Below are 23,147 nucleotides of genomic sequence, written 5' to 3'. Positions count from 1 at the left end.
CCCTACTGCTGCCTCCCGTAGGAGTCTGGGCCGTGTCTCAGTCCCAGTGTGGCCGATCACCCTCTCAGGTCGGCTACGCATCGTCGCCTTGGTGAGCCGTTACCTCACCAACTAGCTAATGCGCCGCGGGCCCATCCTGTAGCGACAGCTTGCGCCGCCTTTCAACGAAAAACCATGCGGTCTTCCGTGTTATCCGGTATTAGCACCGATTTCTCGGTGTTATCCCCGTCTACAGGGCAGGTTGCCCACGTGTTACTCACCCGTCCGCCGCTAACGATTCAAAAGCAAGCTTTTGAATCGTCCGCTCGACTTGCATGTATTAGGCACGCCGCCAGCGTTCGTCCTGAGCCAGGATCAAACTCTCCATAGAAAAGTTATCCTTAGCTTTTGTACGCTTTTCGCTTCGTTCAGTTTTCAAGGAACATCTTGTCGTTTTTTTTGCGACTTTTTCAATTTATCACATCGTCTTTTTAATGTCAAGAACGATTTTTTATTATCGCATCACAACAGCGACGATTTAAAATATATCATGTTCTTTTTTGAAATGCAACTATTTTTTTATTGTTTTTTATATGTTTTCCGAGGATATACGCTCCAATCCCAACGATGATAAAAAACGAGCCTATTCCTTGCGATAAATAAACTTTTTCGTCCAACCATATATAAGCTAATATAATGGCTCCAATCGGTTCAAATAAAATAGCCATGGATACCATTGCTGCATTTACCCATTTCATCGCCCAATTAAAAAGAGAATGCCCGAATAATGTCGGAATAACCGCCAGCAAAACGAAGCACCACCAGTCATTCGCATTATACGACAAAAATGAATAACGAAACAACGATACATATACACTTAATACGAGTGACGCAATGCCATAAACGATATACGTATATGTAATTAGAGAAAATTGCTTTCGTAAATGTTGACCGACTAACCAATAGCCCGTGACCATAGCACACGCAATCAATGCAAGCATATCCCCATAAAGTGCTTCACCACTTACGCGAAAATCCCCCCAGCTAATAATGACGCTACCTAAAATTGCAAGTAGCGCACTTACCCATTCACTCATCGTCATCTTTTCCTTGAAAAAGAAAAATCCACCAACAAAAGCGAATATCGGCTGCAACGTAACTAAAACGACGGAGCTTGCAACGGATGTGTAACGAAGCGATTCAAACCAAAGAATAAAATGAAACGCAAGCAATGTTCCAGACAACACCGCAAAAGCCCAATCTTTTTTATTCATCTGTTTCGTTTCACGTATATGTTTTACAATAAACAACGGAGTCATGAAAACAACTGCGAAAAAGAGGCGATAAAATGCGATAACAGCTGACGGAGCATCTGTAAATTTGACAAAAATCGCTGAAGTGGAAATAGAAAGTGCTCCAATAATTAATGCGATATACGCCTTCATGTTCGTCATCCTTTCGAATATACTTAATTACAAAGAAAAGGAGGAATGTCTCATGGACGCCCATGTACTCATGAAACTCGGAATCTCTGCTGTTCTCGGGCTCGTTATCGGTCTAGAACGAGAATTAAAGCGAAAACCAGTTGGTCTTAAAACTTGCCTCGTTATTTCGATTGTCAGTTGTTTGTTAACAATCGTTTCAATCGAATCAGCATACACATTTCCAAAAAGCGACCATATAAATATGGATCCACTTCGCCTCGCTGCTCAAATTGTATCAGGTATCGGCTTTCTCGGCGCAGGTGTTATTCTTCGCCGCGGAAACGATAGCATTTCCGGTTTAACAACTGCCGCGCTCATTTGGGGAGCCGCAGGTGTCGGAATCGCTGTGGGGGCAAACTTTTATATCGAAGCGATATTGTGCGTCATCTTCCTTATCGCTAGCGTCGAGCTTATTCCGCTTATAACAACCGTTTTCGGTCCGAAACAACTAAGGGAAAAAGAGCTTTCTGTGAAACTCACCGTGCTAGATGCAACGAAAATGTCTGAAGTCATCGATACGATTAAACAAAAAAATATCCGCATTAAAACGGTGCGCATAAAAGACTTAGATAACGGAAATCACTTTGTTGAATTAAAAGTATCTGTCGATCAAAAACGCGCAACAACAGATGTATACGAGTTTGTTCATCAAATTCCTTCTGTTCGTGGCGTCGATATCGAAAATATTTAGCTTGAAAATGATTCTCATTTATATTAGTATATATGATGAAAATTTCCTTCGAAACAAAAAGGTGGAGAACGACATGTCCTCTATTATAAAAAATATGGAACTTTGCTTCCTTATGCGCCAGCTCTCAAAAAAGGACGAGCTAACTTTCCTTCATTCATATCGAGTGACGAAAATCGCTTTATCTTTTGCTTCGTTTTTGAAACTCACTGATGAAGAAAAGCGAGAGCTTCAATTTGGAGCACTCATTCACGATATCGGGAAATTACACATTCCTGTTCATATTTTAACAAAAAGAGGGAAACTCTCTGAAGAAGAATTTGCTCAAATGAAAAAACATCCACTATTCGGTATACAAATATTACAACATTACCATGTTTCATCTGAAATTTCTCATATTGTTTTATACCACCATGAACGATGGGATGGAAATGGATATCCATATAACCAAAAAGGAGAGAACATCCCTTTTCTCGCTCGTCTCGTGGCGTTAGCTGATTCACTTGAAGCAATGACAGGCATTCGGCCATATCGCGCATCACTTACATGGGAAGAAGCTTATGAAGAAATCAAAAGAGAAGCAGGAACACAATTCGATCCACAATTAACATCTTCCTTTTTAGAGTGGATGGAAAATACTGAGATTTCAATTGAACAAAATAGCGAAACAATTATGCAAGCAATCCCCATGATTTCTTAATATCGATTGACGAAAAAACAAAATGTTTTTAAAATATAAACGAAAAGGGGCATTAGCTCAGTTGGGAGAGCGTCGCGCTGGCAGCGCGAAGGTCACCGGTTCGAACCCGGTATGCTCCATCAAAAAACCCTTGCATCGCAAGGGTTTTTCTTTTACTCTTCTGTTAGTTCTTCCACTGGAACGATGTGGCGTTCATGTTCCCGACCACGCATATGTACGGTAGCTGTTCGATTTGTTTCATCGTACCCATCAATCCAAACAGATTGACCGTGATAACATACCCGAATATCATCTGGTGAAGAAACAATTTGTTTCACGCGGTGCATATCCATCAACGTCCCTCCTTTCGTTTATATCATTTGTTTTTAAAGAAAAAATATGTAAGAAATAGCACCATCTCGTCTACAATGATAAAACGGGAGGGAAAATAGATGAGATGGTATGAATTTCTCGCTTCATATTGGCGACTTTCTCCACTGATACGAATCATATTCACCATTACAACAATCATCTGTTTATTTGGGATAATCATTCATATCGTTGAGCCAAAAACATTTTTAACAGCATTCGACGGCATATGGTGGGCGTTAATTACAACAACAACGATTGGTTATGGCGACCTCGTACCGAAAACATTAAGTGGTAAACTTGTCGCGATCACTCTTATTTTGCTCGGTACAGCTTTTGTCTCGGCTTATTTTGTCACGCTATCTACAAAAGCAATTTCAAAAGAAAATGCTTTATCAACTGGTGAACTCCCTTATACAAAAGGGGGACATGTCATCTTAGTCGGTTGGAATGAACGCGTTCGCCAGCTACTTGCTCTCATGCCGTCCAACATTCCGTGTCTCGTGATCGATGAAACACTAAAACGTTGGGATGTTCCGAAACACGTTCATTTCATTAAAGGAAATCCGACGCATGACGATGTGTGGAAAAAAGCAAACGTATTTGAAGCTCGCACCGTCATTATTACTGCCAACCAACATAAAAACGAAACGGAGGCCGATTTAGGATCCATCGTCACCCTTTTAACAGTGAAAGCACTTCATCCATCCGTGTATACTGTTGTGGAAATATTAACAACTCCCCAAGTTGATAATGCCAAGCGCGCTGGGGCAGATGAAACAATTGAAACAAATAAATGGATCAGCTTTTTAATGGCCAATTGCCTTTCATCCCCAAACGTGTTAAACGACGTCGAGCAATTCAAAAAACACTCGATCAAACGGCTAGCTGTGCGCGACGAATGGATCGGGATGTCTTTTGCGTCAATGCTCACGGAATTAAAAAAAGAAGATATATTGCTTATCGGTGTCGCAAACAATCAACATGTTGTAATTAATCCACCATCTCATACGATCATTCAGTCGACTGATGAACTTATCGTATTAGCGCAATAACCGTTCTTCTAAATCTTTGACGAGCGTTTTTGCCATCGCTACATATTGATCTGGTACCGTTGCATCGGGATCTTCTGGCTCAGAAAATTGATTAAATGATGCGTTTATATTCCCAATATGCACATTGTCATCTAAGCCACGCTGATATTTATGGCATAAGACGTATGGGCGCTTCAATTCAACCGTTGCCCCATACGAATCCAGTTGTCCATCGATCGCGACGAATGGAAGGCGTAAAAATTGGTACCCAACATCATCCGCCATCTTATAGTCGAACGAACCGTGATCGTAATCCCAATTTCCACCGATCACATAGCCGAGTGGCTTTAATTCTTGTTCTAACACATTTAATAAAAACGTTTTTCCCTCTAATGCAGATGGAATTTCAATCATATCGATCACTCCTCCTCTGCTTGTTATCATGCCCAAAAAAAGAGCTTTCCCTGCACCCAGGAAAAGCTCTTTTTTTCATTATTTCAATCGTTTTTCAAGCTCAGCCTTTTTCTCTTCGTATCCAGGTTTACCGAGAAGGGCAAACATGTTCACTTTGTATGCTTCTACACCCGGCTGATCAAACGGATTGACTCCAAGCAAATAGCCGCTCATCGCACACGCTTTCTCAAAGAAGTAAACGAGATAACCGAATGTATATTCATCTAATCGTGGTAGCGTTACAACTAAGTTTGGTACACCACCGTCTGTATGTGCTAACAATGTCCCTTCAAACGCTTTTGTGTTGACAAAATCAACTGTTTTTCCTGCTAAATAGTTTAATCCATCTAAGTCGTTATCTTCTGCCTCAATCGTCAATTCATGACGTGGTGTTTCTACTTTTAATACAGTTTCAAACAAGTCGCGACGACCTTCTTGCACATATTGCCCTAACGAATGAAGGTCTGTCGAAAAGTTTGCTGAAGCTGGGAAAATGCCTTTTTGATCTTTCCCTTCACTTTCACCAAACAATTGCTTCCACCATTCAGCAAAATATTGTAGCGCTGGCTCGTAGTTAATAAGCATCTCAATTGTTTTTCCTTTGTTGTATAGCACATTACGTACAGCAGCATATTGATAAGCAATGTTTTCTTCTAGTTCCGATTTGCTGAAATCTTCGCGAGCTTGGGCAGCACCTTTCATCATCGCTTCAATATCCGCTCCGCTTACGGCAATCGGCAATAACCCGACCGCTGTTAAAACAGAGTAACGGCCACCTACATCATCTGGAATGACAAACGTTTCATATCCTTCTTCAGTCGCTAACGTTTTTAACGCCCCACGCGCACGGTCTGTCGTGGCGTAAATGCGTTTGCGCGCTTCTTCTTTTCCGTACTTTTCTTCAAGAAGTTTACGGAAAATACGGAATGCAATCGCTGGTTCTGTCGTCGTTCCTGATTTCGAAATGACGTTAATTGAAAAATCTTTTCCTTCCAGTAAATCCATAACATCGCGCATATATGTAGAACTAATGTTGTTGCCGACGAAAATAATTTGCGGTGTTTTTCGTTTTTCGCTCGGGAGCGCGTTGTAAAAAGAATGTTGCAACATCTCAATTGCCGCACGAGCACCAAGATAAGAACCACCGATGCCGACGACTAACAATACATCAGAGTCTTCTTGAATTTTTTTCGCTGCTTGTTGAATGCGAGCAAACTCTTCGCGATCATATGCGACAGGGAGATCAATCCATCCTAAAAAGTCGTTTCCTTGTCCTGTTTTCTCATGAAGGGCATGATGCGCCACTTTCACTGCATCACGCAAATACGTTAATTCATGTTCACCAAAAAAAGACAACGCTTTTGAATAGTCAAACTGAATATGCGTCATGTACGTTTCCTCCTCAATGATTGTATCCTCTTTCACTTTAGCGAAATAAACAGCGAGGATCAAGTTCACGAAAACAATGTAAACGGATTCATTATGACATTTTTCGCACTTTACAATGAGGCTTGTAAAATCGTCATGACATCATCATGATGTAACTTTTTAAAATTACCAAATGGGCCGAACGCCATCGCTTTTTCTACTATTATTGGCAATGATTCTTCACCGATATGATAATCTGCTAATCGACAAGGAGCACCTAATCTGTTCCAAAACGCCCGAAGTTTTTCAATTCCTTCTAGCGCAATTTCTCGATCTCCTTTGCCTTCTGGATAAACATCAAACACCCGAACAGCTAGCTGCTTAAAACGATCGATATGTTCATCAAGCACGTGCTTCATCCAATTTGGGAATAAAATAGCTAGCCCACCTGCGTGTGGAATGTCATGCACTGCTGACACAGCATGCTCAATATTATGTGTCGCCCAATCACCGCGTAGCCCCATGCGTAAAATTCCATTTAAAGCCATTGTTCCACAATATAAAATCGTTTCACGATGATCAACATTTTGTAAATCTTCTATGAGTTTTGGTGCGGTTTCAATGACTGTTCGTAAAATGGCTTCGCACATTCGATCTTGTAATGGCGTATTTGGCGCATGGTGAAAATATTGTTCTAATACGTGCGACATGATGTCAACGATGCCATACACTGTATGATCTTTCGGAACAGTTGTTGTATAAACAGGATCTAAAATCGAAAATTGAGGGAAAACAGCTGGACTACTCCATCCGTATTTCTCCTTCGTTTCCCAATTTGTAATAACGGAATTTGCATTCATTTCCGATCCTGTCGCAGCTAGCGTTAATACTGTTCCAATTGGCAGCGCTCGCTCAACCGTCGCCTTTCGCGAAATAAAATCCCATGCCTCTCCATCATATAATGCACCTGCTGCAATGGCTTTGGCACAATCGATGACACTTCCTCCGCCTACTGCTAAAATAAAATCGACTTTCTCTTCACGGCAAATGTGAATTCCTTTTTGAACAGTAGATAAACGAGGATTTGGTTCGACACCCGCTAGCTCGGACCAAGACTTATTCAATGAACGCAAAATAGATACGACATCATCATATACGCCGTTTTTCTTAATGCTTCCTCCGCCATATACAATTAAAATGTGTTCATACGAATGAAGTTCCTTTTTCAAATGTTCAATTTGTCCTCTACCGAAAATTAATTTCGTTGGATTATGAAAAATAAAATTTTCCATGTTCATCCCTCCTTCCTTTCATTATTTCCAAAAGAAACAAAGAAGTAAAGAAAATTGCATTTTCTTATGCATACTTCTCTCAAAATGATTCATTCTATAAGTGAATACGATATTTTAAAGGAGGATGAACATGAGTACGTTACAACGAATTGCACTATTGCTTACTGTTATTGGAGCGCTGAACTGGGGGCTCATTGGCTTTTTCCGCTTCGATCTTGTAGCAGCCATTTTCGGCGGTCAAGCATCGGCGTTTGCACGCATTGTTTACGCTCTCGTCGGAATTGCCGGGCTCATTAACCTCGTATTACTGTTTAAACCGACGGAGGAACTCGGACGTACAGAACCAAAAATGTCGAGAACATAAACATACAACTCACCGATCACTCGGTGAGTTGTATGTTTTTTTCGCTTCCGCAATCCATTTTTCTAGTTGCATTTTTAACGGTTGAAATCCTAAAGGAGTCTCAATATTTGTTGTGTCATGATCAACATCACGCAACGATAAGCTAATTCGCTTTGTTTTTTCATCGATCGCGATAATTTTCACCCGAACAGAATCCCCCACATCCACATAATCATAAATATTTTTTACGTACCCATCTGTAATTTCTGAAATATGAATGAGTCCTTGAGTTCGTTCGTCAAGCGATACAAATATCCCGTATGGCTGTATTCCCGTCACAATACCCGTAACAATCGCACCTTCCTTCCACTCCAAATGAAACACTCCTCGTTTTTTGAAAAATTGTAACATAATTCACTTAAAAAGTGTTAATTTTGTGCACGAGTATAAACTGGAACATGGTATGATAAATATGTAAACGAATTTTGGAGAGGTGGGAGAATAAATGAGTACAATCGGCGAAAATATTCGCATGTATCGCGAACAGCGAAATATGTCACAACAAGAGTTGGCGATGAAAGTTCGAGTAGGGGTAGCGACCATTCAAAAATACGAATCTGGGGAACAAGTCCCTGACACACCAACCATTTTAAAACTTTGCACTGCTCTCGATGTCCCTGCATCTGAATTATTAGAGCGTGCCGATTTATCGAATTCATCTAGTATCGATCCAGAAATCGAATATTTAATTAAAGACATTGGCATTAAACGCGCAAAACTTATTTTGCGAAAAGCGAAAGAATTTAGCGAAGAAGACTTTTTGCGCGTCATGCAAATGTTATATGAACTGAAATACAACAAAGAAAGCTGACAATGCGTCAGCTTTCTTTTACAGTCGTTCAAGAAATCGCTTCATGCGCCGAATAGCCTCTTGCAACTGTTCGAGCGATGATGCATATGAACAACGAATATATCCTTCTCCACTTACTCCAAACACGTGACCGGGAACGACAGCTACTTTTTCCTCTAACAATAATCGCTCCGCAAACCGCTCTGATGTCATGCCTGTTGACCGAATGGACGGAAATGCATAAAATGCCCCTCCCGGCATATGGCAAGAAAGACCGATTTCGTTTAATGATTGAACAAAAAAGTTACGTCGTTGCCGATAGCTTTTTTTCATTTGTTCGACATCAGCCGCTCCATTTTGTAATGCTTCAATGGCAGCATATTGCGCCATCGTCGGTGCACACATCATCGTGTATTGATGAATTTTTAACATCGCGGTAGCTAATTCTCTCGGTGCAGCAATAAATCCGAGGCGCCAACCTGTCATCGCAAAACCTTTCGAAAATCCATTAATTAAAATTGTTCTCTCTCGCATGCGATCAATTGCCGGAAAACTTGTGTATTGTTCTTCGTAGCATAACTCCGCATAAATTTCATCTGAAATGACAAGCAAATCATGCTTTTCTACAATGCGAGCAATTTGCGCCAGTTCTTCGGCATTTAACACGGTGCCTGTCGGATTATTTGGCGAACAAATGATTAATGCTTTCGTCTTCGGTGTCACAACTTGTTCAATTTGTTCTGGTTGCAATTTGAATTGATGTTTCCCACTCGTTTGAATGGGAATTGGCACACCCCCAGCTAATGAAACAAGCGGTGCGTATGAAACAAAGCTCGGCTCAACAACAATCACTTCATCACCTGGATTTAAAATAGCTCTAAGAGACACATCGAGCGCCTGACTTGCCCCAACCGTCACAATTATTTCATCAGCTGGATCATATAACACGTGAAAACGGCGCGCTACATAGTCGCTAATTTCTTTTCTTAACTCCCATAAACCTGCGTTCGCTGTATATGATGTATATCCTTGTTCTAATGATAAAATGCAAGCCTCCCGCACACTCCAAGGGGTAATAAAATCCGGCTCGCCAACTCCAAGTGAAATGACCCCCTCCATACTTGCCGCTAAATCAAAAAAGCGACGAATACCGGACGGTTTTAAGCGTGATACGGTGTCAGATACGTACGTTTTCGTCTTTTGCATCACGGAGCCACCACGATTCTTCGATCTTGATCACCTTGCTCAAACACGGTGCCGTCATGCTTATATTTCTTTAAAATAAAATGGGTTGTCGTTGAAATGACGGAATCGAGCGTCGATAATTTTTCAGAAACAAAATGGGCAATTTCAGACATGGAACGTCCTTCAATGACAACAGATAAATCGTAGGCACCAGACATCAAATAGACAGACTTAACCTCCGGAAAGCGATAAATACGTTCAGCTACCTCGTCAAATCCAACGCCGCGCTTCGGTGTCACTTTCACATCGATCATCGCCGTCACACCTTCATGGCCATCTACTTTCCGCCAGTCAACGATCGTTGCATACTGTACAATCACTTTCGCTTCTTCTAATTTTCTTATTATATCCTCTACTTCTGAAACGGAGAGAGAAACCATTTTCGCCATCGTATCAATCGGCAAACGAGCGTTTTTTTCTAACAATTCAACGATTTCAATTTCTTTTTCAGTTAGTTTCACACGAATCACCCCTGACATAAATTTTCACATAATTTAGAAAAAAATGCACGCCTTTTTTCAAAAAAATAAGCAAGACGACATCGCTTGCGACTACGGTTTTTTTATCACACCGCATGCGATTCGCTTGCCTGCATTTCCCGCTGGCTGAGACATCCCATCATCTTTTCCTTCGTGGATGACAATCGATGTTCCGTTTTTAGTGAATAGGCCGTTTTTCTCTTCTGATAAATTGACATTTGGGACCATTAATTGTACTTTTACCGTTCCATCTTCTTTTACAATTAAATTCGGTAAATCGCCTGCATGCGCTCCTTCCGGATGAAGGAGACCGTGCTCTTTTCCTTCCGGATTGAAATGTTCCCCAGCTGATTGAAATGTAGGTGGTTCGCATGTTCCTTTGTCATGAATATGGATCGCGTGTTCTCCTGGAGGCAGTCCTTTTAAACCAATGTCGAGTTTCACCCCTTCAGGTTGCTGCGACATTTTAATCGTCCCGACCGAATCACCATCTTCATTAATCATATTGACATCGACGTTTTTCACTTTTTCTTCCATACATCCGCTCACAAGTAACAAGACGACACATATCATTATTTGACGCACAATAAGCCCTCCAACTACATATTTACAGCTTATTATGCCCCGTTTGTATTCATTTAATCGTTTATTTGTTGTTTTTTCAACTGTTCTTCTAATTGCTTCGCTTTTTCTTCTTGACGTTTTGAAATTTTTATAATCAACCGCATCGTCAACACTGCTGCAATAAAAAATGCGGTAAACGAAATGGCAGCAGGAATATACTCTGTTTTATCTTCTGGGAAGTATAAAAACAATCCAAATATAATGTTATTCATGCAATCAACCTCTCCATATATCTTCTCACTCATTATATCATAAAGACAATTGTATCGCTTCGCAAAAAGGAATATAATTGGATTCGTAAACAAAAAAGGGAGGCGTACTCGTTTGAAAAACGTCGTGATCCACAAAGTTATCACATTCGTATTTACAGAAGGGCAATTAAGAGGGTATTGGAACGAAAAAAAACAAAAAATTCCATTCGAATCTTTGACAAATGAACAGTTAATGGCATTAGCTGAAGATATGTTAGCGAACTCTTCTCATAGCCAACTAGAGCAACATATTTTAGACCATGGTTGGCGCGTAAAAGAAGAAACAGAAGGACAAGTGCTTGCAGAAGACGATTCCCGTGAACATGTACATGTGGAAGTCATTGATACAACAAAACAAGGATCGCCATCCACAAAATTGTTTATCGATCGTTTATCACGTATCGAATGCGCGAACTGCGGATTTTCTTTTTATATTCGCAATGTAAACGATGACACGACGCATTTAACATGTCCAAGCTGCTTTCAGACACTAAAAAACTGAAATATAGAAAGGAATGAAAGATGGTGCATGAGGCAATCACTCATGAAGTAAACAATTTTCAATATTATGCGGCCATTGCAATCTTTTTGATTACATACGCCATCATCATCTCAGAAAAAGTGAATCGTGCTGTCATCGCTTTATTAGGTGCCGCTTTTATGATCATTTTCGGCATCGTTGATTTACATCGAGCGTACACTCATCATATCGAGTGGGGGACGATTACGCTTTTAATCGGAATGATGATTCTTGTTAGCATTACGAGTAAATCAGGCTTTTTCCAATATGTTGCGGTCAAAGCTGCAAAAATGGCGAAAGGAAGCCCAATTAACATTTTAGTCATTTTATCCTTGCTGACAGCTGTTCTTTCCGCCTTTTTAGACAATGTAACAACTGTTTTATTAATCGTTCCGGTTACGTTTTCCATTACACGTATGTTAGAAGTAGAGCCTGTTCCATTTTTAATTTCTGAAGTGCTTTTCTCAAACATTGGCGGAACGGCGACGTTAATCGGGGATCCACCGAACATTATGATCGGCTCAGCCAATAAACATTTAACGTTTAACGACTTTTTATTTCATTTAGGTCCTGTTGTTCTCATCATCATGGCTGTTGTCATTACTATTTTGTACGTGTTTTATCGCAAACGTCTTCAAGCAAATGCCGCGCTCATCGAACGGCTCATGAAAATCGATGAAAAACAATACATTAAAGATGCCGTACTATTGAAAAAGTCCGTTTCTGTGCTTGGATTAACAATTTTAGGGTTTACACTCCATTCAGTGATTCACGTCGATGCAGCAGTCATCGCAATGACAGGGGCTGTCATTTTAATGCTCATCGGCGTAAAAGAACACGACTTAGAAGAAGTATTCGCTTCAGTTGAGTGGACAACCATTTTCTTCTTTGCTGGATTGTTTACGCTTGTTGGTGGACTCGTCGATATTGATCTTATTAAAAGTTTGGCCGAGGAAGCATTGGAAATTACAGGAGGCGATATTCATTTCGCATCTTACTTAATTCTTTGGGTATCTGGAATCGCATCAGCAACCATTGACAACATTCCGTTCGTTGCGACGATGATTCCACTTATTCAAGATATGGCTGTCGGCATGGGATTATCTCCAGACTCAGCACAAATTGATGTTTTATGGTGGTCGTTAGCGCTTGGCGCTTGTTTAGGTGGAAACGGAACGTTAATTGGAGCATCTGCAAACGTCATCGTTGCGGGGATTGCTTCACGTGAAGGGCATGGGTTTAGCTACTTTGATTTTCTAAAAATCGGAGCACCGCTGACGCTCATTTCCTTGCTTATTTCACACGCGTATATTTTCATTCGTTACTTATAAAAACGCTCAAGGCTCGCCTTTGAGCGTTTTTTTCTTTTCGTCATATACTGCTTCCAAGGAGGGAGAACAATGTATCCAAACGTTGATATTACACAATTTACACAATCAGCAAAAGCGATACAAAAGATATTGAAAGATGCCACGACCATTTCGACAAAAATCGCAAACGATCCTACTTTTGCGAAACAGTTAATGGAAAAAGCCCAACAATCAAAACAAGAAGAAGTACAAAAGCAACTTCAATCCATCGGCATTGAATCGGAAATGAAAATCTCTTTTAATCCAAATACGATTCATATTACACTTTCACCAAAAAAAGGCGAGTCGCCTTGTTGCCAACTCACCTTCTTGCTTTACTGGCGATAATTCGGTGCCGCCATTTGCTTCTCACCTATATAGGTTGCATCGCGCAAATCATGTCCATCATCCGTTTCACTTACATGGATAATATCTTCTTTTGCACCTAATCGATTTGCGCGAAGCAATTGTTCCTCTTCCCTCATTGTCATCCCCTCCGTATTGTTATGTTGCACAAGTACGTTACACTTATGTATTGACATTTTTTGTTTTATCATATACCATTTCGTTAACAAATAAAAAAAGGAGGTTAACAAATGCGAGCGAAAGATTTAACGTTTATCGCCATGTTTGCAGCGTTAATGGCGATCGGAGCAAACATTACATCGTGGGCTCCTTTTCTCGTTATTGGAGGAGTTCCAATTACGTTACAAACATTTTTTTGCGTATTAGCTGGCGCCATTCTTGGAGCAAAACGAGGAGCAATAGCAATGACTGTATATATGCTCATCGGGTTATTCGGCGCACCTGTTTTCGCTCGGTTTGGCGGTGGGTTTTCAACGATCGTTGCCCCAACATTTGGCTTTATTCTTTCTTTTATTCTTGCAGCATACGTCACTGGTTTACTTATTGAAAAAAGTGCAAATCGTTCCGTAGCACGCTTTATCACAGCAACTATCATCGGCATGATCATTAACTACGTTGTCGGCACAAATTGGATGTATGTCGCGTTTAAACTATGGGCTGAAGCGCCAGAAGGCTTTTCGTATACGATGGCATGGAGCTGGATGCTCGTTCCGCTTCCAAAAGACATCATCTTATCAATCGTTGCCGGCGTCATTGCGCCACGCATTTATAAAGCATTAAACCAACATCAAATATATAACAAATACGTTGCATAACAAGAAAAGGAAGTTCGGTTATAGACCAACTTCCTTTTCCTCTTTCTTTATATATTGTTGCCGAAACACTTGCATCGATTCATTTTCGTTCAGTGCAATCATCTCTTGCTCAGATAATGTTCCATCTCCGCGTTTGACGACATATACGTTCACTTTTTTCTTTCCCCAATGTTTATACACATCATCTACTGTTTCGTAATATAAATCAATTTTATGGCCTTTAATCGCGGAACCTGTATCTGCGACAACACCATATCCGTATCCTGGAATAAATAAAATCGTTCCAATCGGGAAAATGTTCAAATCTGCTGCGATCGTGGAATACAAATCACGTTTCACACGCACACCTGAATACGTGATCCCATAACTCGGATGATCAGGCGTTTTTCCTGTTGATTCCACTCCAGCCGTATATCCTGTTGCTACAACAGTAACGGACGGATATTGCGACCAATCGAATGCTTCTTCTAACGTCAACGATTCGTTTGTTGTTTGTTGGGATGATAGTTGTGTCACTTGCTTTTCATTTTTACGAAAACGATCTGCTACATACTCATACGTGTTCGTTGAAAACAACGACTTGAACGAGAAAAAAGAAAAACGTGAAGGTGAAAACCAATCAGATAGCATCTTCGCTTCAACGCCTGATATCGATTGAAATGTCGTCATGAACGCACACATAAACAATACAACCATGGTCGTTCGTCTTAACCATTTTATACCCATTTATTCACTCCTCCCACGGTTGTATTTCTTTCCAACATTCAAAAAAAATATACATCCACCGCAAGAGAAATAAAAAAACCTCCACGATTGTGAAGGTTTAAAACATACGATATCCTTTTTTACGCAATGTTTGAATGACAATGCCTGAAACGATTGCGCCTACAATGCCGCTACTTAAAATAATTAAATCGGCGCTCGCTAACGACCCTATTCGCTCTTTCACGTGAGCAAAGGAAGCGGATGGATTTGTCACATAGTCCATTATAGAAATTTGATCGATCCACAATAATAAAACGAACGGGCTTAATATCGCCATCGTCCACGTCGTTCGTAAAATCATATTTAATAAAAAGCCAATACCAAAAAATAAAACAAAAAACAATAAAATAGAAATAAATAAAACAGGAATGCTCATCTCCATACGTTTTCACCTCCAATACACCATTTTAAGTGTACTGAAAGCGAAAACATGAGTCAATTATTGCTTCATTGCCATTTCATCTTTTTCTACTCCTGTCCCTTCACAATAGTGACACGTTTCCGACCCTCCAACCGCAACATGAACATAACCGTTTCCCGCACAATATTGGCACGTTGTTTTATTCATAGCCCTCTCTCCTTTTTCTTAATTTTCAGATAATTATACATAAAAATATATCATTTGTAAAGAAAAAACGAGCGAAAAGTCGCTTCGCCCGTTTTTATAATAGCTTGAATTTTCCTTTTTTCGCAACAAGTGTTGGACCACCGATTAAGTAAAGGGCACGGTTGTCAATTACTTTTTTCATGACACTTGCTTTTGCCCCCCAAATTTTCTTACCAAATACGACACCGATCGCATCATCGTGTCCAAGCGAACATACTGTTCCTTTGAGGTCTGGTTTAAACGGTTGTAATTCCCCTTGACCACGAATTAATACAGCTAAGTTTTTCGCACAAACTTCCCCTTGTTGCATTGCAATTTGCGCTGTTGGCGGATATGGACGGTTTGTTTCTTCGTTAATAATTAATGCACAGTCTCCAACAACAAACACATCTTCATGTCCTGGTGCACGTAAAAACGGATCGACTTTCACACGACCGCGCATCGCTTCAAATCCTGATTCGTCAATGACGTGACTTCCACGTACTCCAGCCGCCCATACAACTGTTCCCGCTTTAATTTCTTCTACTTGATCGTCTTTGCTAACGATAATGCCTTCCGGTGTACATTCTTTAATCGCTGTACCAATTTTAAATTCAACACCTTTTTTCTCAAGAACATTTACCGCATATTCAACAAGTTCTGGGTCAAAACCAGGAAGAACTGTCGGTGCTGCCTCTACGCAAATGATGCGCACTTTATTTGGATCAACGTCATATTCACGGCAAAGTTCTGGGACGCGGTTTACAAGCTCACCTAAAAATTCGATACCTGTAAATCCTGCACCACCAACAACAATCGTCAAACGCTCATCACGTTTTTCTTCTTCTGTGCTATATGTCGCAAATTGGTATTCAATATGCTCGCGAATTTGACGTGCCGCGTTGACGTTCGCAATCGAGAAGGCATATTCTTTTAAGCCTTTAATGCCAAACGTTTCAGATTCAAATCCAAGAGCAACAACTAAATAATCATACGTTAACGGCTCATGGTTTTGAAGCAACACTTGTTTTTGTTCGAGGTTGATTTTTTCAACCGTATCTTGAATAAATTTTACTTTACTTTGATCGATGACATCTGCAATCGCATAGCGAACGCGCTCGTGATGCAACGTTCCTGCAGCTGCCTCATGCAACCATGTTGATTCATAATGGTAATCATGTTTGTTGACAAGCGTAATGCTTGCTTCATTGACGCCAATCATCTTTTGTAAACGCGTCACTGTCATTAATCCACCATAACCTGCACCTAATACAACAACATTTGGCTTCTTCAAGCGAATCACTTCCACCTTTTCTTATTTTTTTTAGCTTGTGCTTGTTGAACGATTTTTATCGTTTAAAAAGTTTGTGAATTTATTCACGAAATAGACCAAAAAAATACAACGTTTTGTAACAAAGTTGTCATTTCTACGTTAACATCTTATTCTTTTTTTCTCTCTTTTTCAAGAGTTATTTGTTCAATTTTTGGCCATAATTTTTGTCGAGTTCATGTCGAAATTTTCAAAACAACAAAAGCGTTCAACCATTTTTTATGGTATGATAATACGTGAGAATTTACGTTTTAGGAGGAATGAACGTGAAAGAAGATCAAAAACTGTACGATATTACTGTAATCGGTGGCGGACCTGTTGGCTTGTTTACGGCGTTTTACGGGGGAATGCGTCAAGCAACGGTGAAAATTATCGAGAGTTTACCGCAACTTGGCGGACAACTTTCTGCACTTTACCCAGAAAAATACATATATGATGTAGCGGGATTTCCAAAAATTCGCGCCCAACAACTGATCGACAATTTAAAAGAGCAAATGAGCAAATTTAACCCAACTGTTTGTTTAGAACAGTCTGTTGAAAAGTTAGAAAAATTGGAAGATGGTACATTTAAACTAACAACAAATAAGGAAATCCATTATTCCAAAGCGGTCATTATTACTGCAGGAAACGGTGCATTCCAACCTCGTCGATTAGAACTCGAAAGCGCAGTACAGTACGAAGGAAAAAACTTACATTACTTCGTTGATGATTTAAATAAATTTGCTGGTCAACATGTACTTGTATGCGGTGGTGGCGACTCTGCCGTTGACTGGGCGCTTATGCTTGAGCCAATTGCTAAAAAAGTAACGATCGTGCATCGACGCGATAAATTCCGCGCCCATGAACATAGCGTTGAAAACTTAATGAACTCGTCTGTCGACGTCAAAACACCGTTCGTTCCTGTCGAATTAATTGGAGATGAAAACGGTATCAAACAAGTCGTTTTAGAAGAAGTAAAAACGAAAGCTCGCGAGACGATTGATGTCGATGCCGTTATCGTCAACTACGGCTTCATTTCTTCGCTCGGCCCAATTAAAGAGTGGGGATTAGAAATCGAGAAAAACTCTATTAAAGTAAACTCCAAAATGGAAACAAACATTCCAGGTGTGTATGCAGCCGGCGACATTTGCACATATGAAGGAAAAGTAAAATTAATCGCTTGCGGATTCGGTGAAGCGCCAACAGCGGTCAACAACGCAAAATCATACATTGATCCAAGCGCAAAAGTACAACCGCTCCATTCTACATCGATGTTTGAATAAGAGAAAGAATAGGCTTCCCATAGTTATAGGGAAGCCCCTTTTTCTTCTTCCAAACATACTTGTTCTATTTCTCCAGGCATCTCTTTTTCTCTCACAGCAGCTTGCAATTGTTCAATTTCCTTTTCTAGCTTCTTTGTATAGTTCCTCATCTTAACAAGTTTCAATCCACCGACGAAAAAAACAATCAATGCTCCCAATATAACAGAACTTAAAATCACAATAACTAACGGTGTTTCAAAATAACCAACGATGTAATTTACCTCTACATTTTGGACATTGGCAATGGAAAATAACGCTACGAGCAACGCGAATATCAGTCCAAAGATAATGTTTCTTTGTCCCTTCACTATATAATCACCCCTCAACATTCTTCTGGTGTACCAGCATGTGTCGCTGTACGAAACGATGAACCGCATCCGCACGAAGCGATAGCATTCGGGTTATGAATCGTAAATCCGCCACCCATCGCCCCTTGTTCGTAATCAATCGTCGTTCCTTTTAATACAAGCGCGCTTTCTTTATCGACTAATATACGCAAACCGTCTTGTTCAAACTCATAATCCTCTTCACGCTTCTGATGCTCAAATCCCATCGCATAAGATAATCCGCTACATCCTCCACCATAAACACCGACACGAAAATAAACGTTTTCTTCTCCGCTTTCTTTCATCATCTGTTTCACTTGCTCCGCTGCTTTTTCTGTGAGTTCTACAATTTTTTCCATTTAACTTCACTCCTTTTTAATAATAGTATACACCTGTGCAAATCGTTTCTGCAGCACCGCGCATCAACACATCGCCATTTTCTTTCCACGTAATATACAAATCTCCACCAGCTAAATGAACAACCGTTTCTTCATCTCGCTTCGTTTTTCCATTTAGCACCGACGCCACAACCGCCGCACATGCTCCCGTGCCACACGCTTCGGTTACCCCTGATCCTCGCTCCCATACGCGAAAATGGAGCTCACGTTCATTCACCACTTCTACAAACTCGACATTCATTCCCTCTGGAAATCGCTCATCTTTTTCAACGATCGGTCCAAGCGTCGTTACCGGCGCCTCCTCAATACGATCAACATAAAACACCGCATGAGGATTCCCCATCGATACACCTGTCATATAATACGTATGCCCTGCAAAATCAATTCGTTCGTTAATGACGACATCGTTTTCTTTTCCGACCATCGGTATTTCTCCACGAGATAAACGAGGTTTTCCCATATTGATTTCCACACTATTGACCTTTCCGTCTTCCACAAAAACGCGAGCTTGAACAAGACCTGATAACGTTTCAATCATAAACTGTTCCTCTTGAACGATGCCATGCTCATATACATATTTCGCTACGCATCGCAACCCGTTGCCACAATTTTTCCCTTCCGATCCATCGCTATTAAAAATACGCATTTTCACCGATGCTACATCGGACGGGCAAATTAAAATAAGTCCATCTGATCCGATCCCTGTATGTACATTTGCCACTCGCTTTGCAATATACGATAATTCCTCTTCTGCTAAACGCTCTTTAAACATATTGACATAAATATAGCTATTCCCTAATCCATGCATTTTCGTGAACGAAAAACTTCTCATAGCTGTCCCTCCGCATACATGTTTAATAACACTATACATCGTTGCCATGAACGTGACAACTTTTTTACAAATATATAAAAAGTCACAGGCAATCCGAGAGACATATAGTATAATATAACTATCAATCATACAAGGCAGGGAACATAATGGATATTTTATATGATCGTACCGTCACATGTCTTGTTTGTAAACAAACATATACAACGAAAAAAATCCGTTCACGTTTCATTCGTCCCATTCGGCACGACACTGACTTTTGCTCATATTATGCGAGCGAGGAAGCGAATCCGCTTTTGTATTATGTACACGTTTGTCCACATTGCGGATTTGCGGCAACAGAAGAATTTTCAACGTATTTTCCACCACAAACGCTTGAGGCCATTCAACAAAACATTTGCGCCAATTGGCGTGGGAAAAATTACAGTGGGGCTCGTACATTTGCTGAGGCCATTGATACATACAAGCTCGGCATTTATTCCGCCACATTGAAAAAAGAAAAACATATTACGCTCGCTGGACTTTATATGCGTCTTGCCTGGTTATATCGTTCAAACCAACAAATCGAAGAAGAACGGCGATTTATGCGATTAGCACTCGAGCAATATATCGCTTCTTATGAGGCTGATGATTTTGTTCACACACATATGTCCGAAGTGCGCTTATTGTATTTAATCGGAGAATTGTATCGTAGGCTAGGAAAAGAAAAACAAGCGATCATTTATTTTTCGCGCGTGATCGCTAGAAAAAAAGAGACGATTGAAAAAGGAATTGTCAATATGGCTTACGACCGTTGGCAAGAAATTCGTGAAGAAAAAAAGGGGGCACAATAGCCCCCTAAAACATTGGATTTTCTTCAATATATTCATACACTCGCTCAACGAGCTGCTCTGCATCCTCTGCTGTAACAATATCCCCATTTACCATCGCAAATAACATATTGGCACATTTTCCACAGTATCCTAAACATCCGTATTCAACAATGTCTAAATTCGGATCTTTTTCAAGTTGCTCTAGCGCGCGTTGCGAACCATTTGCTAAATTACTTATACAAAATTCAACGATCGGTTTCAACAATGTATTCACCTCAATCTTAATATTATAACACTTTCACTAAAAATGATGTAATATTGACATAAGAAAAACATCTTAATTATTCATGTTTCTCGAAAAAATGTTGTTATTTTGTCACAATTTCGCTATACTTTTAGTGGTCGAATTTTATCAAAAGGGGAAAGCTTCCATGAGAAACCTCGTGCTACTTGGCGGCGGATACGGAAATATGCGCATCTTACTCCGCATCCTTCCGAATTTACCAGAACATATCCATATTACATTAATTGATCGTGTTCCATACCATTGTTTAAAAACAGAATATTATGCTTTAGCTGCTGGGACAATTAGTGACCAGCACATTCGTGTTCCATTCCCAGAACACCCTCGCCTATCTTACGTTTTTGGTGAGGTCAAAAAAATTGATTTACATCATGAAGTTGTTCATCTTCAAGACGGAACGTGTATTCCGTATGATGACTTAGTCATCGGATTAGGTTGTGAAGATAAATATCACGGTGTACCCGGTGCAGACATTTTTACTTATAGCATTCAAACAATTGATAAAGCAAGAGAAACGTATCAAAAACTAAGCAATCTCCCACCACATAGCATCGTCGGTGTCGTCGGTGCTGGGTTAAGCGGTGTAGAATTGGCAAGTGAATTAGTTGAAAGTCGTCCAGATTTACACGTTAAACTATTTGACCGCGGCACACGCATTTTATCTATGTTTCCAGAACGGCTAAGCCATTATGTAGAGCAATGGTTTCATTCGCATGGTGTAGAGCTCATTCGTCAATCAAATATTACAAAAGTTGAGGAACATACGTTGTATAATCATGACGAAGCAATCCATTGCGATGCGATTGTATGGACTGCCGGCATTCAACCGAATCGTGTCGTCCGCGAACTCGATGTGGAAAAAGACAGTCAAGGGCGTGTCGTATTAACACCTCGACATCATATTCCAAATATAGAAAATGTATATGTTGTTGGAGATTGCGCAAGCTTACCGCACGCTCCGAGCGCCCAACTTGCCGAAGGACAAGCAGAACAAATCGCTCAAGTATTACAAAAACGCTGGAAAGACGAAGAACCACCAAGCGAATTTCCGCCAATTAAGTTAAAAGGTATTTTAGGATCATTAGGCAAAAAACATGGCTTTGGCCTCGTTGCCGATCGCCCACTAACCGGACGGGTTCCGCGCCTACTAAAATCAGGCGTCTTATGGATGTACAAGTACCATAACGGATATTAATTGCCTACATTTTTCGTATAAACATATGCTGTTTTTTGTTTGACACTATGGTATGATAAGCATAGCATAACAAAATAATGATCTTCTCATGCCGAAAACACCTTAGATTTTATTAAGGTGTTTTCTTTATACACATAACCAGTAGAAAGGAGGGATAAGTGTTGGAAGCGGTTCTCCAGCAAGTTCTCACAAAGTTAAACGAACTTCAAGCAGAAATGAATAATATGAAACAGACAATGGCTACAAAACAAGATCTCGAAAACATGGCCACAAAAGAAGACCTCAAAGCCATGGCCACAAAACAAGACTTGAAAATGATCCAACAAGCTGTACTTGAAACGAATGAAATCGTCAAAAATATTGAAGCAAATCAGAAAAGACAAGAGCGTATTTTAGATGTACTTTCTAAACGTTCCATTGAACATGAAGCCCAAATTACTGATTTGCGTTGTGTAAAATGAATGAGGGCGAGTTACTTCGCCCTTTTTTCAATTGCTTCATAAATGTTTTTTAATTTCGGATTTCCTTCGTCAACAATCTCCCCATCAATGACAACGACAGGATAAAATAAGTCTTCGTCAATTACCCTTTGTGCCAATTGACGTTTTTCTTCATCTTCTGGCGGATGAAAAATATCGACATACACAAATTGAAATGAATCGTTCGGATATTTGCGCGAAACGGCAGCTTGAAGCCATTCATACGTATCCTTTGATGATGGTGCACCGACACAAGAAGCACAAATCATATCCGCCCCATACACACATATTTCAATCATATTTATTCTCTCCCCTGGAAAAAAGTTAAGTAACGTTGATAGATTTTTTTCATCATGATGATTATAATAAAATTAGTGAAAGGAGTCGATGAAAATGGCAGATCAAGATATTAAACAACAAGTACAAGAAGTATTAGATAAACTTCGTCCATTTTTACTTCGCGATGGCGGAGATTGTGAATTAGTCGATGTAGAAGACGGCGTTGTTAAACTTCGCCTTCTCGGTGCGTGCGGAAGCTGCCCAAGCTCAACGATCACATTGAAAGCTGGTATTGAGCGCGCATTACTTGAAGAAGTTCCTGGCGTTGTTGAAGTTGAACAAGTGTTTTAAAGAA

General features: G+C 40.2%; 34 protein-coding genes, 1 tRNA gene and 1 rRNA gene. 15 read left to right on the top strand and 21 right to left on the bottom strand.

Going from position 1 to position 23,147, the window contains the following annotated elements; all coding sequences use genetic code 11:
- Positions 1-370, bottom strand: a 16S ribosomal RNA gene (locus JV16_RS08510); the annotation flags it as partial.
- Between the two features lie 157 nt (positions 371-527).
- Complete coding sequence (locus JV16_RS08505) at positions 528-1,424, bottom strand: DMT family transporter (protein ID WP_021093607.1); 897 nt, start codon at positions 1,422-1,424, stop codon at positions 528-530.
- Between the two features lie 52 nt (positions 1,425-1,476).
- Between JV16_RS08505 and JV16_RS08500 the strand changes: the two genes are divergently transcribed.
- The 3 genes from JV16_RS08500 to JV16_RS08490 all read left to right on the top strand — a co-directional run bounded on the left by JV16_RS08500 (position 1,477) and on the right by JV16_RS08490 (position 2,970).
- Positions 1,477-2,154 carry an MgtC/SapB family protein gene (locus JV16_RS08500; protein ID WP_021093608.1) on the top strand — a complete coding sequence of 226 codons (678 nt, stop codon included), beginning with the start codon at positions 1,477-1,479 and terminating at the stop codon, positions 2,152-2,154.
- 73 nt (positions 2,155-2,227) lie between these two features.
- Positions 2,228-2,851: an HD-GYP domain-containing protein gene (locus JV16_RS08495; protein ID WP_042535196.1), complete on the top strand. Its 624-nt coding sequence runs from the start codon at positions 2,228-2,230 to the stop codon at positions 2,849-2,851.
- Between the two features lie 46 nt (positions 2,852-2,897).
- Positions 2,898-2,970 (top strand) — tRNA-Ala (locus tag JV16_RS08490).
- Positions 2,971-3,003: 33 nt separating this feature from the next.
- Here the strand turns inward: JV16_RS08490 and JV16_RS08485 are convergent.
- On the bottom strand, positions 3,004-3,183 hold the full coding sequence (locus JV16_RS08485; protein WP_021093610.1) for an H-type small acid-soluble spore protein: 180 nt from the start codon (positions 3,181-3,183) through the stop codon (positions 3,004-3,006).
- A 99-nt stretch (positions 3,184-3,282) separates the two neighbouring features.
- Here JV16_RS08485 and JV16_RS08480 point away from each other — a divergent pair, with 99 nt between their 5' ends.
- On the top strand, positions 3,283-4,254 hold the full coding sequence (locus JV16_RS08480; RefSeq protein ID WP_021093611.1) for a potassium channel family protein: 972 nt from the start codon (positions 3,283-3,285) through the stop codon (positions 4,252-4,254).
- Here the strand turns inward: JV16_RS08480 and JV16_RS08475 are convergent.
- From JV16_RS08475 to JV16_RS08465, 3 genes are all read right to left on the bottom strand, one after another.
- Positions 4,243-4,647, bottom strand: a complete 405-nt coding sequence (locus JV16_RS08475) for a YugN-like family protein (RefSeq protein ID WP_009362210.1) — start codon at positions 4,645-4,647, stop codon at positions 4,243-4,245. The genes JV16_RS08480 and JV16_RS08475 overlap by 12 nt on opposite strands.
- Positions 4,648-4,725: 78 nt before the next feature.
- Positions 4,726-6,075 (bottom strand): glucose-6-phosphate isomerase, encoded by a 1,350-nt coding sequence (locus tag JV16_RS08470; protein WP_009362211.1) that lies wholly within the window; start codon positions 6,073-6,075, stop codon positions 4,726-4,728.
- A gap of 110 nt (positions 6,076-6,185) precedes the next feature.
- The gene (locus tag JV16_RS08465; protein ID WP_021093612.1) at positions 6,186-7,346 is read right to left on the bottom strand and encodes an iron-containing alcohol dehydrogenase; all 1,161 of its coding nucleotides are present in this window, start codon (positions 7,344-7,346) and stop codon (positions 6,186-6,188) included.
- Between the two features lie 130 nt (positions 7,347-7,476).
- Here JV16_RS08465 and JV16_RS08460 point away from each other — a divergent pair, with 130 nt between their 5' ends.
- Entirely contained in the window at positions 7,477-7,710 is a 234-nt protein-coding gene (locus JV16_RS08460) for a DUF378 domain-containing protein (RefSeq protein WP_004892293.1), read from the top strand.
- 9 nt (positions 7,711-7,719) lie between these two features.
- Here the strand turns inward: JV16_RS08460 and JV16_RS08455 are convergent, their stop codons facing one another.
- Entirely contained in the window at positions 7,720-8,100 is a 381-nt protein-coding gene (locus JV16_RS08455; protein ID WP_042535194.1) for a CvfD/Ygs/GSP13 family RNA-binding post-transcriptional regulator, read from the bottom strand.
- 94 nt (positions 8,101-8,194) lie between these two features.
- Between JV16_RS08455 and JV16_RS08450 the strand changes: the two genes are divergently transcribed.
- The gene (locus JV16_RS08450; protein WP_021093614.1) at positions 8,195-8,560 is read left to right on the top strand and encodes a helix-turn-helix domain-containing protein; all 366 of its coding nucleotides are present in this window, start codon (positions 8,195-8,197) and stop codon (positions 8,558-8,560) included.
- 18 nt (positions 8,561-8,578) lie between these two features.
- Here the strand turns inward: JV16_RS08450 and JV16_RS08445 are convergent, their stop codons facing one another.
- From JV16_RS08445 to JV16_RS08430, 4 genes are all read right to left on the bottom strand, one after another.
- Positions 8,579-9,745 (bottom strand): aminotransferase, encoded by a 1,167-nt coding sequence (locus JV16_RS08445; RefSeq protein WP_021093615.1) that lies wholly within the window; start codon positions 9,743-9,745, stop codon positions 8,579-8,581.
- Positions 9,745-10,245, bottom strand: coding sequence for an Lrp/AsnC family transcriptional regulator (locus JV16_RS08440; RefSeq protein ID WP_042535192.1), 501 nt, complete (start codon positions 10,243-10,245; stop codon positions 9,745-9,747). The genes JV16_RS08445 and JV16_RS08440 overlap by 1 nt, the downstream gene beginning before the upstream one ends.
- Positions 10,246-10,335: 90 nt before the next feature.
- The gene (locus JV16_RS08435; protein ID WP_216367477.1) at positions 10,336-10,836 is read right to left on the bottom strand and encodes a superoxide dismutase family protein; all 501 of its coding nucleotides are present in this window, start codon (positions 10,834-10,836) and stop codon (positions 10,336-10,338) included.
- 65 nt (positions 10,837-10,901) lie between these two features.
- On the bottom strand, positions 10,902-11,099 hold the full coding sequence (locus JV16_RS08430) for a hypothetical protein (protein WP_021093618.1): 198 nt from the start codon (positions 11,097-11,099) through the stop codon (positions 10,902-10,904).
- A gap of 112 nt (positions 11,100-11,211) precedes the next feature.
- Here JV16_RS08430 and JV16_RS08425 point away from each other — a divergent pair, with 112 nt between their 5' ends.
- From JV16_RS08425 to JV16_RS08415, 3 genes are all read left to right on the top strand, one after another.
- A complete protein-coding gene (locus tag JV16_RS08425; protein WP_021093619.1) occupies positions 11,212-11,640 on the top strand; it encodes a hypothetical protein in 429 nt (142 codons plus the stop codon).
- Between the two features lie 20 nt (positions 11,641-11,660).
- Positions 11,661-12,989, top strand: coding sequence for an ArsB/NhaD family transporter (locus JV16_RS08420; RefSeq protein ID WP_021093620.1), 1,329 nt, complete (start codon positions 11,661-11,663; stop codon positions 12,987-12,989).
- Between the two features lie 69 nt (positions 12,990-13,058).
- A complete protein-coding gene (locus tag JV16_RS08415) occupies positions 13,059-13,355 on the top strand; it encodes a YuzC family spore coat inner layer protein (protein ID WP_021093621.1) in 297 nt (98 codons plus the stop codon).
- Here the strand turns inward: JV16_RS08415 and JV16_RS15785 are convergent.
- Positions 13,343-13,492 (bottom strand): hypothetical protein, encoded by a 150-nt coding sequence (locus JV16_RS15785; protein WP_021093622.1) that lies wholly within the window; start codon positions 13,490-13,492, stop codon positions 13,343-13,345. The genes JV16_RS08415 and JV16_RS15785 overlap by 13 nt on opposite strands.
- Positions 13,493-13,603: 111 nt before the next feature.
- Here JV16_RS15785 and JV16_RS08410 point away from each other — a divergent pair, with 111 nt between their 5' ends.
- Positions 13,604-14,188, top strand: coding sequence for a biotin transporter BioY (locus JV16_RS08410; protein WP_021093623.1), 585 nt, complete (start codon positions 13,604-13,606; stop codon positions 14,186-14,188).
- An 18-nt stretch (positions 14,189-14,206) separates the two neighbouring features.
- Here JV16_RS08410 and JV16_RS08405 read toward each other — a convergent pair whose 3' ends face one another.
- The 4 genes from JV16_RS08405 to JV16_RS08395 form a co-directional block, all read right to left on the bottom strand.
- Entirely contained in the window at positions 14,207-14,914 is a 708-nt protein-coding gene (locus tag JV16_RS08405; RefSeq protein ID WP_021093624.1) for a 3D domain-containing protein, read from the bottom strand.
- 97 nt (positions 14,915-15,011) lie between these two features.
- Positions 15,012-15,335 (bottom strand): YuiB family protein, encoded by a 324-nt coding sequence (locus JV16_RS08400; protein ID WP_009362225.1) that lies wholly within the window; start codon positions 15,333-15,335, stop codon positions 15,012-15,014.
- A 57-nt stretch (positions 15,336-15,392) separates the two neighbouring features.
- The gene (locus JV16_RS15690; protein ID WP_021093625.1) at positions 15,393-15,521 is read right to left on the bottom strand and encodes a YuiA family protein; all 129 of its coding nucleotides are present in this window, start codon (positions 15,519-15,521) and stop codon (positions 15,393-15,395) included.
- A 94-nt stretch (positions 15,522-15,615) separates the two neighbouring features.
- A complete protein-coding gene (locus JV16_RS08395) occupies positions 15,616-16,842 on the bottom strand; it encodes an NAD(P)/FAD-dependent oxidoreductase (RefSeq protein ID WP_035062810.1) in 1,227 nt (408 codons plus the stop codon).
- Positions 16,843-17,135: 293 nt separating this feature from the next.
- Here JV16_RS08395 and JV16_RS08390 point away from each other — a divergent pair, with 293 nt between their 5' ends.
- Positions 17,136-18,131, top strand: a complete 996-nt coding sequence (locus JV16_RS08390; protein ID WP_021093627.1) for an NAD(P)/FAD-dependent oxidoreductase — start codon at positions 17,136-17,138, stop codon at positions 18,129-18,131.
- Between the two features lie 23 nt (positions 18,132-18,154).
- Here the strand turns inward: JV16_RS08390 and JV16_RS08385 are convergent, their stop codons facing one another.
- The 3 genes from JV16_RS08385 to dapF are packed head-to-tail and all read right to left on the bottom strand — an operon-like array spanning position 18,155 to position 19,726.
- A complete protein-coding gene (locus JV16_RS08385) occupies positions 18,155-18,478 on the bottom strand; it encodes a LapA family protein (protein ID WP_021093628.1) in 324 nt (107 codons plus the stop codon).
- Between the two features lie 14 nt (positions 18,479-18,492).
- The gene (locus tag JV16_RS08380; protein ID WP_021093629.1) at positions 18,493-18,855 is read right to left on the bottom strand and encodes a HesB/IscA family protein; all 363 of its coding nucleotides are present in this window, start codon (positions 18,853-18,855) and stop codon (positions 18,493-18,495) included.
- Positions 18,856-18,871: 16 nt separating this feature from the next.
- A complete protein-coding gene (gene dapF / locus JV16_RS08375) occupies positions 18,872-19,726 on the bottom strand; it encodes a diaminopimelate epimerase (RefSeq protein WP_021093630.1) in 855 nt (284 codons plus the stop codon).
- A 146-nt stretch (positions 19,727-19,872) separates the two neighbouring features.
- On the opposite strand from dapF, the gene JV16_RS08370 reads away from it, so the two are divergent.
- Positions 19,873-20,556: a DUF2225 domain-containing protein gene (locus JV16_RS08370; RefSeq protein ID WP_021093631.1), complete on the top strand. Its 684-nt coding sequence runs from the start codon at positions 19,873-19,875 to the stop codon at positions 20,554-20,556.
- Positions 20,557-20,560: 4 nt separating this feature from the next.
- On the opposite strand, the gene JV16_RS08365 is transcribed toward JV16_RS08370, so the two are convergent.
- Positions 20,561-20,800, bottom strand: a complete 240-nt coding sequence (locus tag JV16_RS08365) for a YuzB family protein (RefSeq protein WP_021093632.1) — start codon at positions 20,798-20,800, stop codon at positions 20,561-20,563.
- 166 nt (positions 20,801-20,966) lie between these two features.
- Here JV16_RS08365 and JV16_RS08360 point away from each other — a divergent pair, with 166 nt between their 5' ends.
- Positions 20,967-22,034 (top strand): NAD(P)/FAD-dependent oxidoreductase, encoded by a 1,068-nt coding sequence (locus JV16_RS08360; RefSeq protein ID WP_009362234.1) that lies wholly within the window; start codon positions 20,967-20,969, stop codon positions 22,032-22,034.
- 158 nt (positions 22,035-22,192) lie between these two features.
- Entirely contained in the window at positions 22,193-22,495 is a 303-nt protein-coding gene (locus tag JV16_RS08355; protein ID WP_021093633.1) for a hypothetical protein, read from the top strand.
- Between the two features lie 11 nt (positions 22,496-22,506).
- Here JV16_RS08355 and JV16_RS08350 read toward each other — a convergent pair whose 3' ends face one another.
- The gene (locus tag JV16_RS08350; protein WP_021093634.1) at positions 22,507-22,812 is read right to left on the bottom strand and encodes a YuzD family protein; all 306 of its coding nucleotides are present in this window, start codon (positions 22,810-22,812) and stop codon (positions 22,507-22,509) included.
- Positions 22,813-22,906: 94 nt separating this feature from the next.
- Here JV16_RS08350 and JV16_RS08345 point away from each other — a divergent pair, with 94 nt between their 5' ends.
- Positions 22,907-23,143, top strand: a complete 237-nt coding sequence (locus JV16_RS08345) for a NifU family protein (protein ID WP_003398276.1) — start codon at positions 22,907-22,909, stop codon at positions 23,141-23,143.
- Positions 23,144-23,147 lie beyond the last annotated feature (4 nt).

Origin of the sequence: Anoxybacillus ayderensis, assembly GCF_000833605.1 — a bacterium.
Taxonomy (GTDB): domain Bacteria; phylum Bacillota; class Bacilli; order Bacillales; family Anoxybacillaceae; genus Anoxybacillus; species Anoxybacillus ayderensis.
The sequence above is the reverse complement of the archived record's forward strand: the minus strand, read 5'-3'. Positions and strand labels throughout refer to the sequence as shown.

What these genes read in the sequence shown, in the direction of transcription:
- JV16_RS08505 (WP_021093607.1), bottom strand. Translation starts at nt 1,424, where the DNA reads ATGAAGGCGTATATCGCATTAATTATTGGAGCACTTTCTATTTCCACT.
- JV16_RS08500 (WP_021093608.1), top strand. Translation starts at nt 1,477, where the DNA reads ATGGACGCCCATGTACTCATGAAACTCGGAATCTCTGCTGTTCTCGGG.
- JV16_RS08495 (WP_042535196.1), top strand. Translation starts at nt 2,228, where the DNA reads ATGTCCTCTATTATAAAAAATATGGAACTTTGCTTCCTTATGCGCCAG.
- JV16_RS08485 (WP_021093610.1), bottom strand. Translation starts at nt 3,183, where the DNA reads ATGGATATGCACCGCGTGAAACAAATTGTTTCTTCACCAGATGATATT.
- JV16_RS08480 (WP_021093611.1), top strand. Translation starts at nt 3,283, where the DNA reads ATGAGATGGTATGAATTTCTCGCTTCATATTGGCGACTTTCTCCACTG.
- JV16_RS08475 (WP_009362210.1), bottom strand. Translation starts at nt 4,647, where the DNA reads ATGATTGAAATTCCATCTGCATTAGAGGGAAAAACGTTTTTATTAAAT.
- JV16_RS08470 (WP_009362211.1), bottom strand. Translation starts at nt 6,075, where the DNA reads ATGACGCATATTCAGTTTGACTATTCAAAAGCGTTGTCTTTTTTTGGT.
- JV16_RS08465 (WP_021093612.1), bottom strand. Translation starts at nt 7,346, where the DNA reads ATGGAAAATTTTATTTTTCATAATCCAACGAAATTAATTTTCGGTAGA.
- JV16_RS08460 (WP_004892293.1), top strand. Translation starts at nt 7,477, where the DNA reads ATGAGTACGTTACAACGAATTGCACTATTGCTTACTGTTATTGGAGCG.
- JV16_RS08455 (WP_042535194.1), bottom strand. Translation starts at nt 8,100, where the DNA reads ATGTTACAATTTTTCAAAAAACGAGGAGTGTTTCATTTGGAGTGGAAG.
- JV16_RS08450 (WP_021093614.1), top strand. Translation starts at nt 8,195, where the DNA reads ATGAGTACAATCGGCGAAAATATTCGCATGTATCGCGAACAGCGAAAT.
- JV16_RS08445 (WP_021093615.1), bottom strand. Translation starts at nt 9,745, where the DNA reads ATGCAAAAGACGAAAACGTACGTATCTGACACCGTATCACGCTTAAAA.
- JV16_RS08435 (WP_216367477.1), bottom strand. Translation starts at nt 10,836, where the DNA reads ATGATATGTGTCGTCTTGTTACTTGTGAGCGGATGTATGGAAGAAAAA.
- JV16_RS08430 (WP_021093618.1), bottom strand. Translation starts at nt 11,099, where the DNA reads ATGAATAACATTATATTTGGATTGTTTTTATACTTCCCAGAAGATAAA.
- JV16_RS08420 (WP_021093620.1), top strand. Translation starts at nt 11,661, where the DNA reads ATGGTGCATGAGGCAATCACTCATGAAGTAAACAATTTTCAATATTAT.
- JV16_RS08415 (WP_021093621.1), top strand. Translation starts at nt 13,059, where the DNA reads ATGTATCCAAACGTTGATATTACACAATTTACACAATCAGCAAAAGCG.
- JV16_RS15785 (WP_021093622.1), bottom strand. Translation starts at nt 13,492, where the DNA reads ATGAGGGAAGAGGAACAATTGCTTCGCGCAAATCGATTAGGTGCAAAA.
- JV16_RS08410 (WP_021093623.1), top strand. Translation starts at nt 13,604, where the DNA reads ATGCGAGCGAAAGATTTAACGTTTATCGCCATGTTTGCAGCGTTAATG.
- JV16_RS08405 (WP_021093624.1), bottom strand. Translation starts at nt 14,914, where the DNA reads ATGGGTATAAAATGGTTAAGACGAACGACCATGGTTGTATTGTTTATG.
- JV16_RS08400 (WP_009362225.1), bottom strand. Translation starts at nt 15,335, where the DNA reads ATGGAGATGAGCATTCCTGTTTTATTTATTTCTATTTTATTGTTTTTT.
- JV16_RS15690 (WP_021093625.1), bottom strand. Translation starts at nt 15,521, where the DNA reads ATGAATAAAACAACGTGCCAATATTGTGCGGGAAACGGTTATGTTCAT.
- JV16_RS08380 (WP_021093629.1), bottom strand. Translation starts at nt 18,855, where the DNA reads ATGGAAAAAATTGTAGAACTCACAGAAAAAGCAGCGGAGCAAGTGAAA.
- dapF (WP_021093630.1), bottom strand. Translation starts at nt 19,726, where the DNA reads ATGAGAAGTTTTTCGTTCACGAAAATGCATGGATTAGGGAATAGCTAT.
- JV16_RS08370 (WP_021093631.1), top strand. Translation starts at nt 19,873, where the DNA reads ATGGATATTTTATATGATCGTACCGTCACATGTCTTGTTTGTAAACAA.
- JV16_RS08360 (WP_009362234.1), top strand. Translation starts at nt 20,967, where the DNA reads ATGAGAAACCTCGTGCTACTTGGCGGCGGATACGGAAATATGCGCATC.
- JV16_RS08350 (WP_021093634.1), bottom strand. Translation starts at nt 22,812, where the DNA reads ATGATTGAAATATGTGTGTATGGGGCGGATATGATTTGTGCTTCTTGT.
- JV16_RS08345 (WP_003398276.1), top strand. Translation starts at nt 22,907, where the DNA reads ATGGCAGATCAAGATATTAAACAACAAGTACAAGAAGTATTAGATAAA.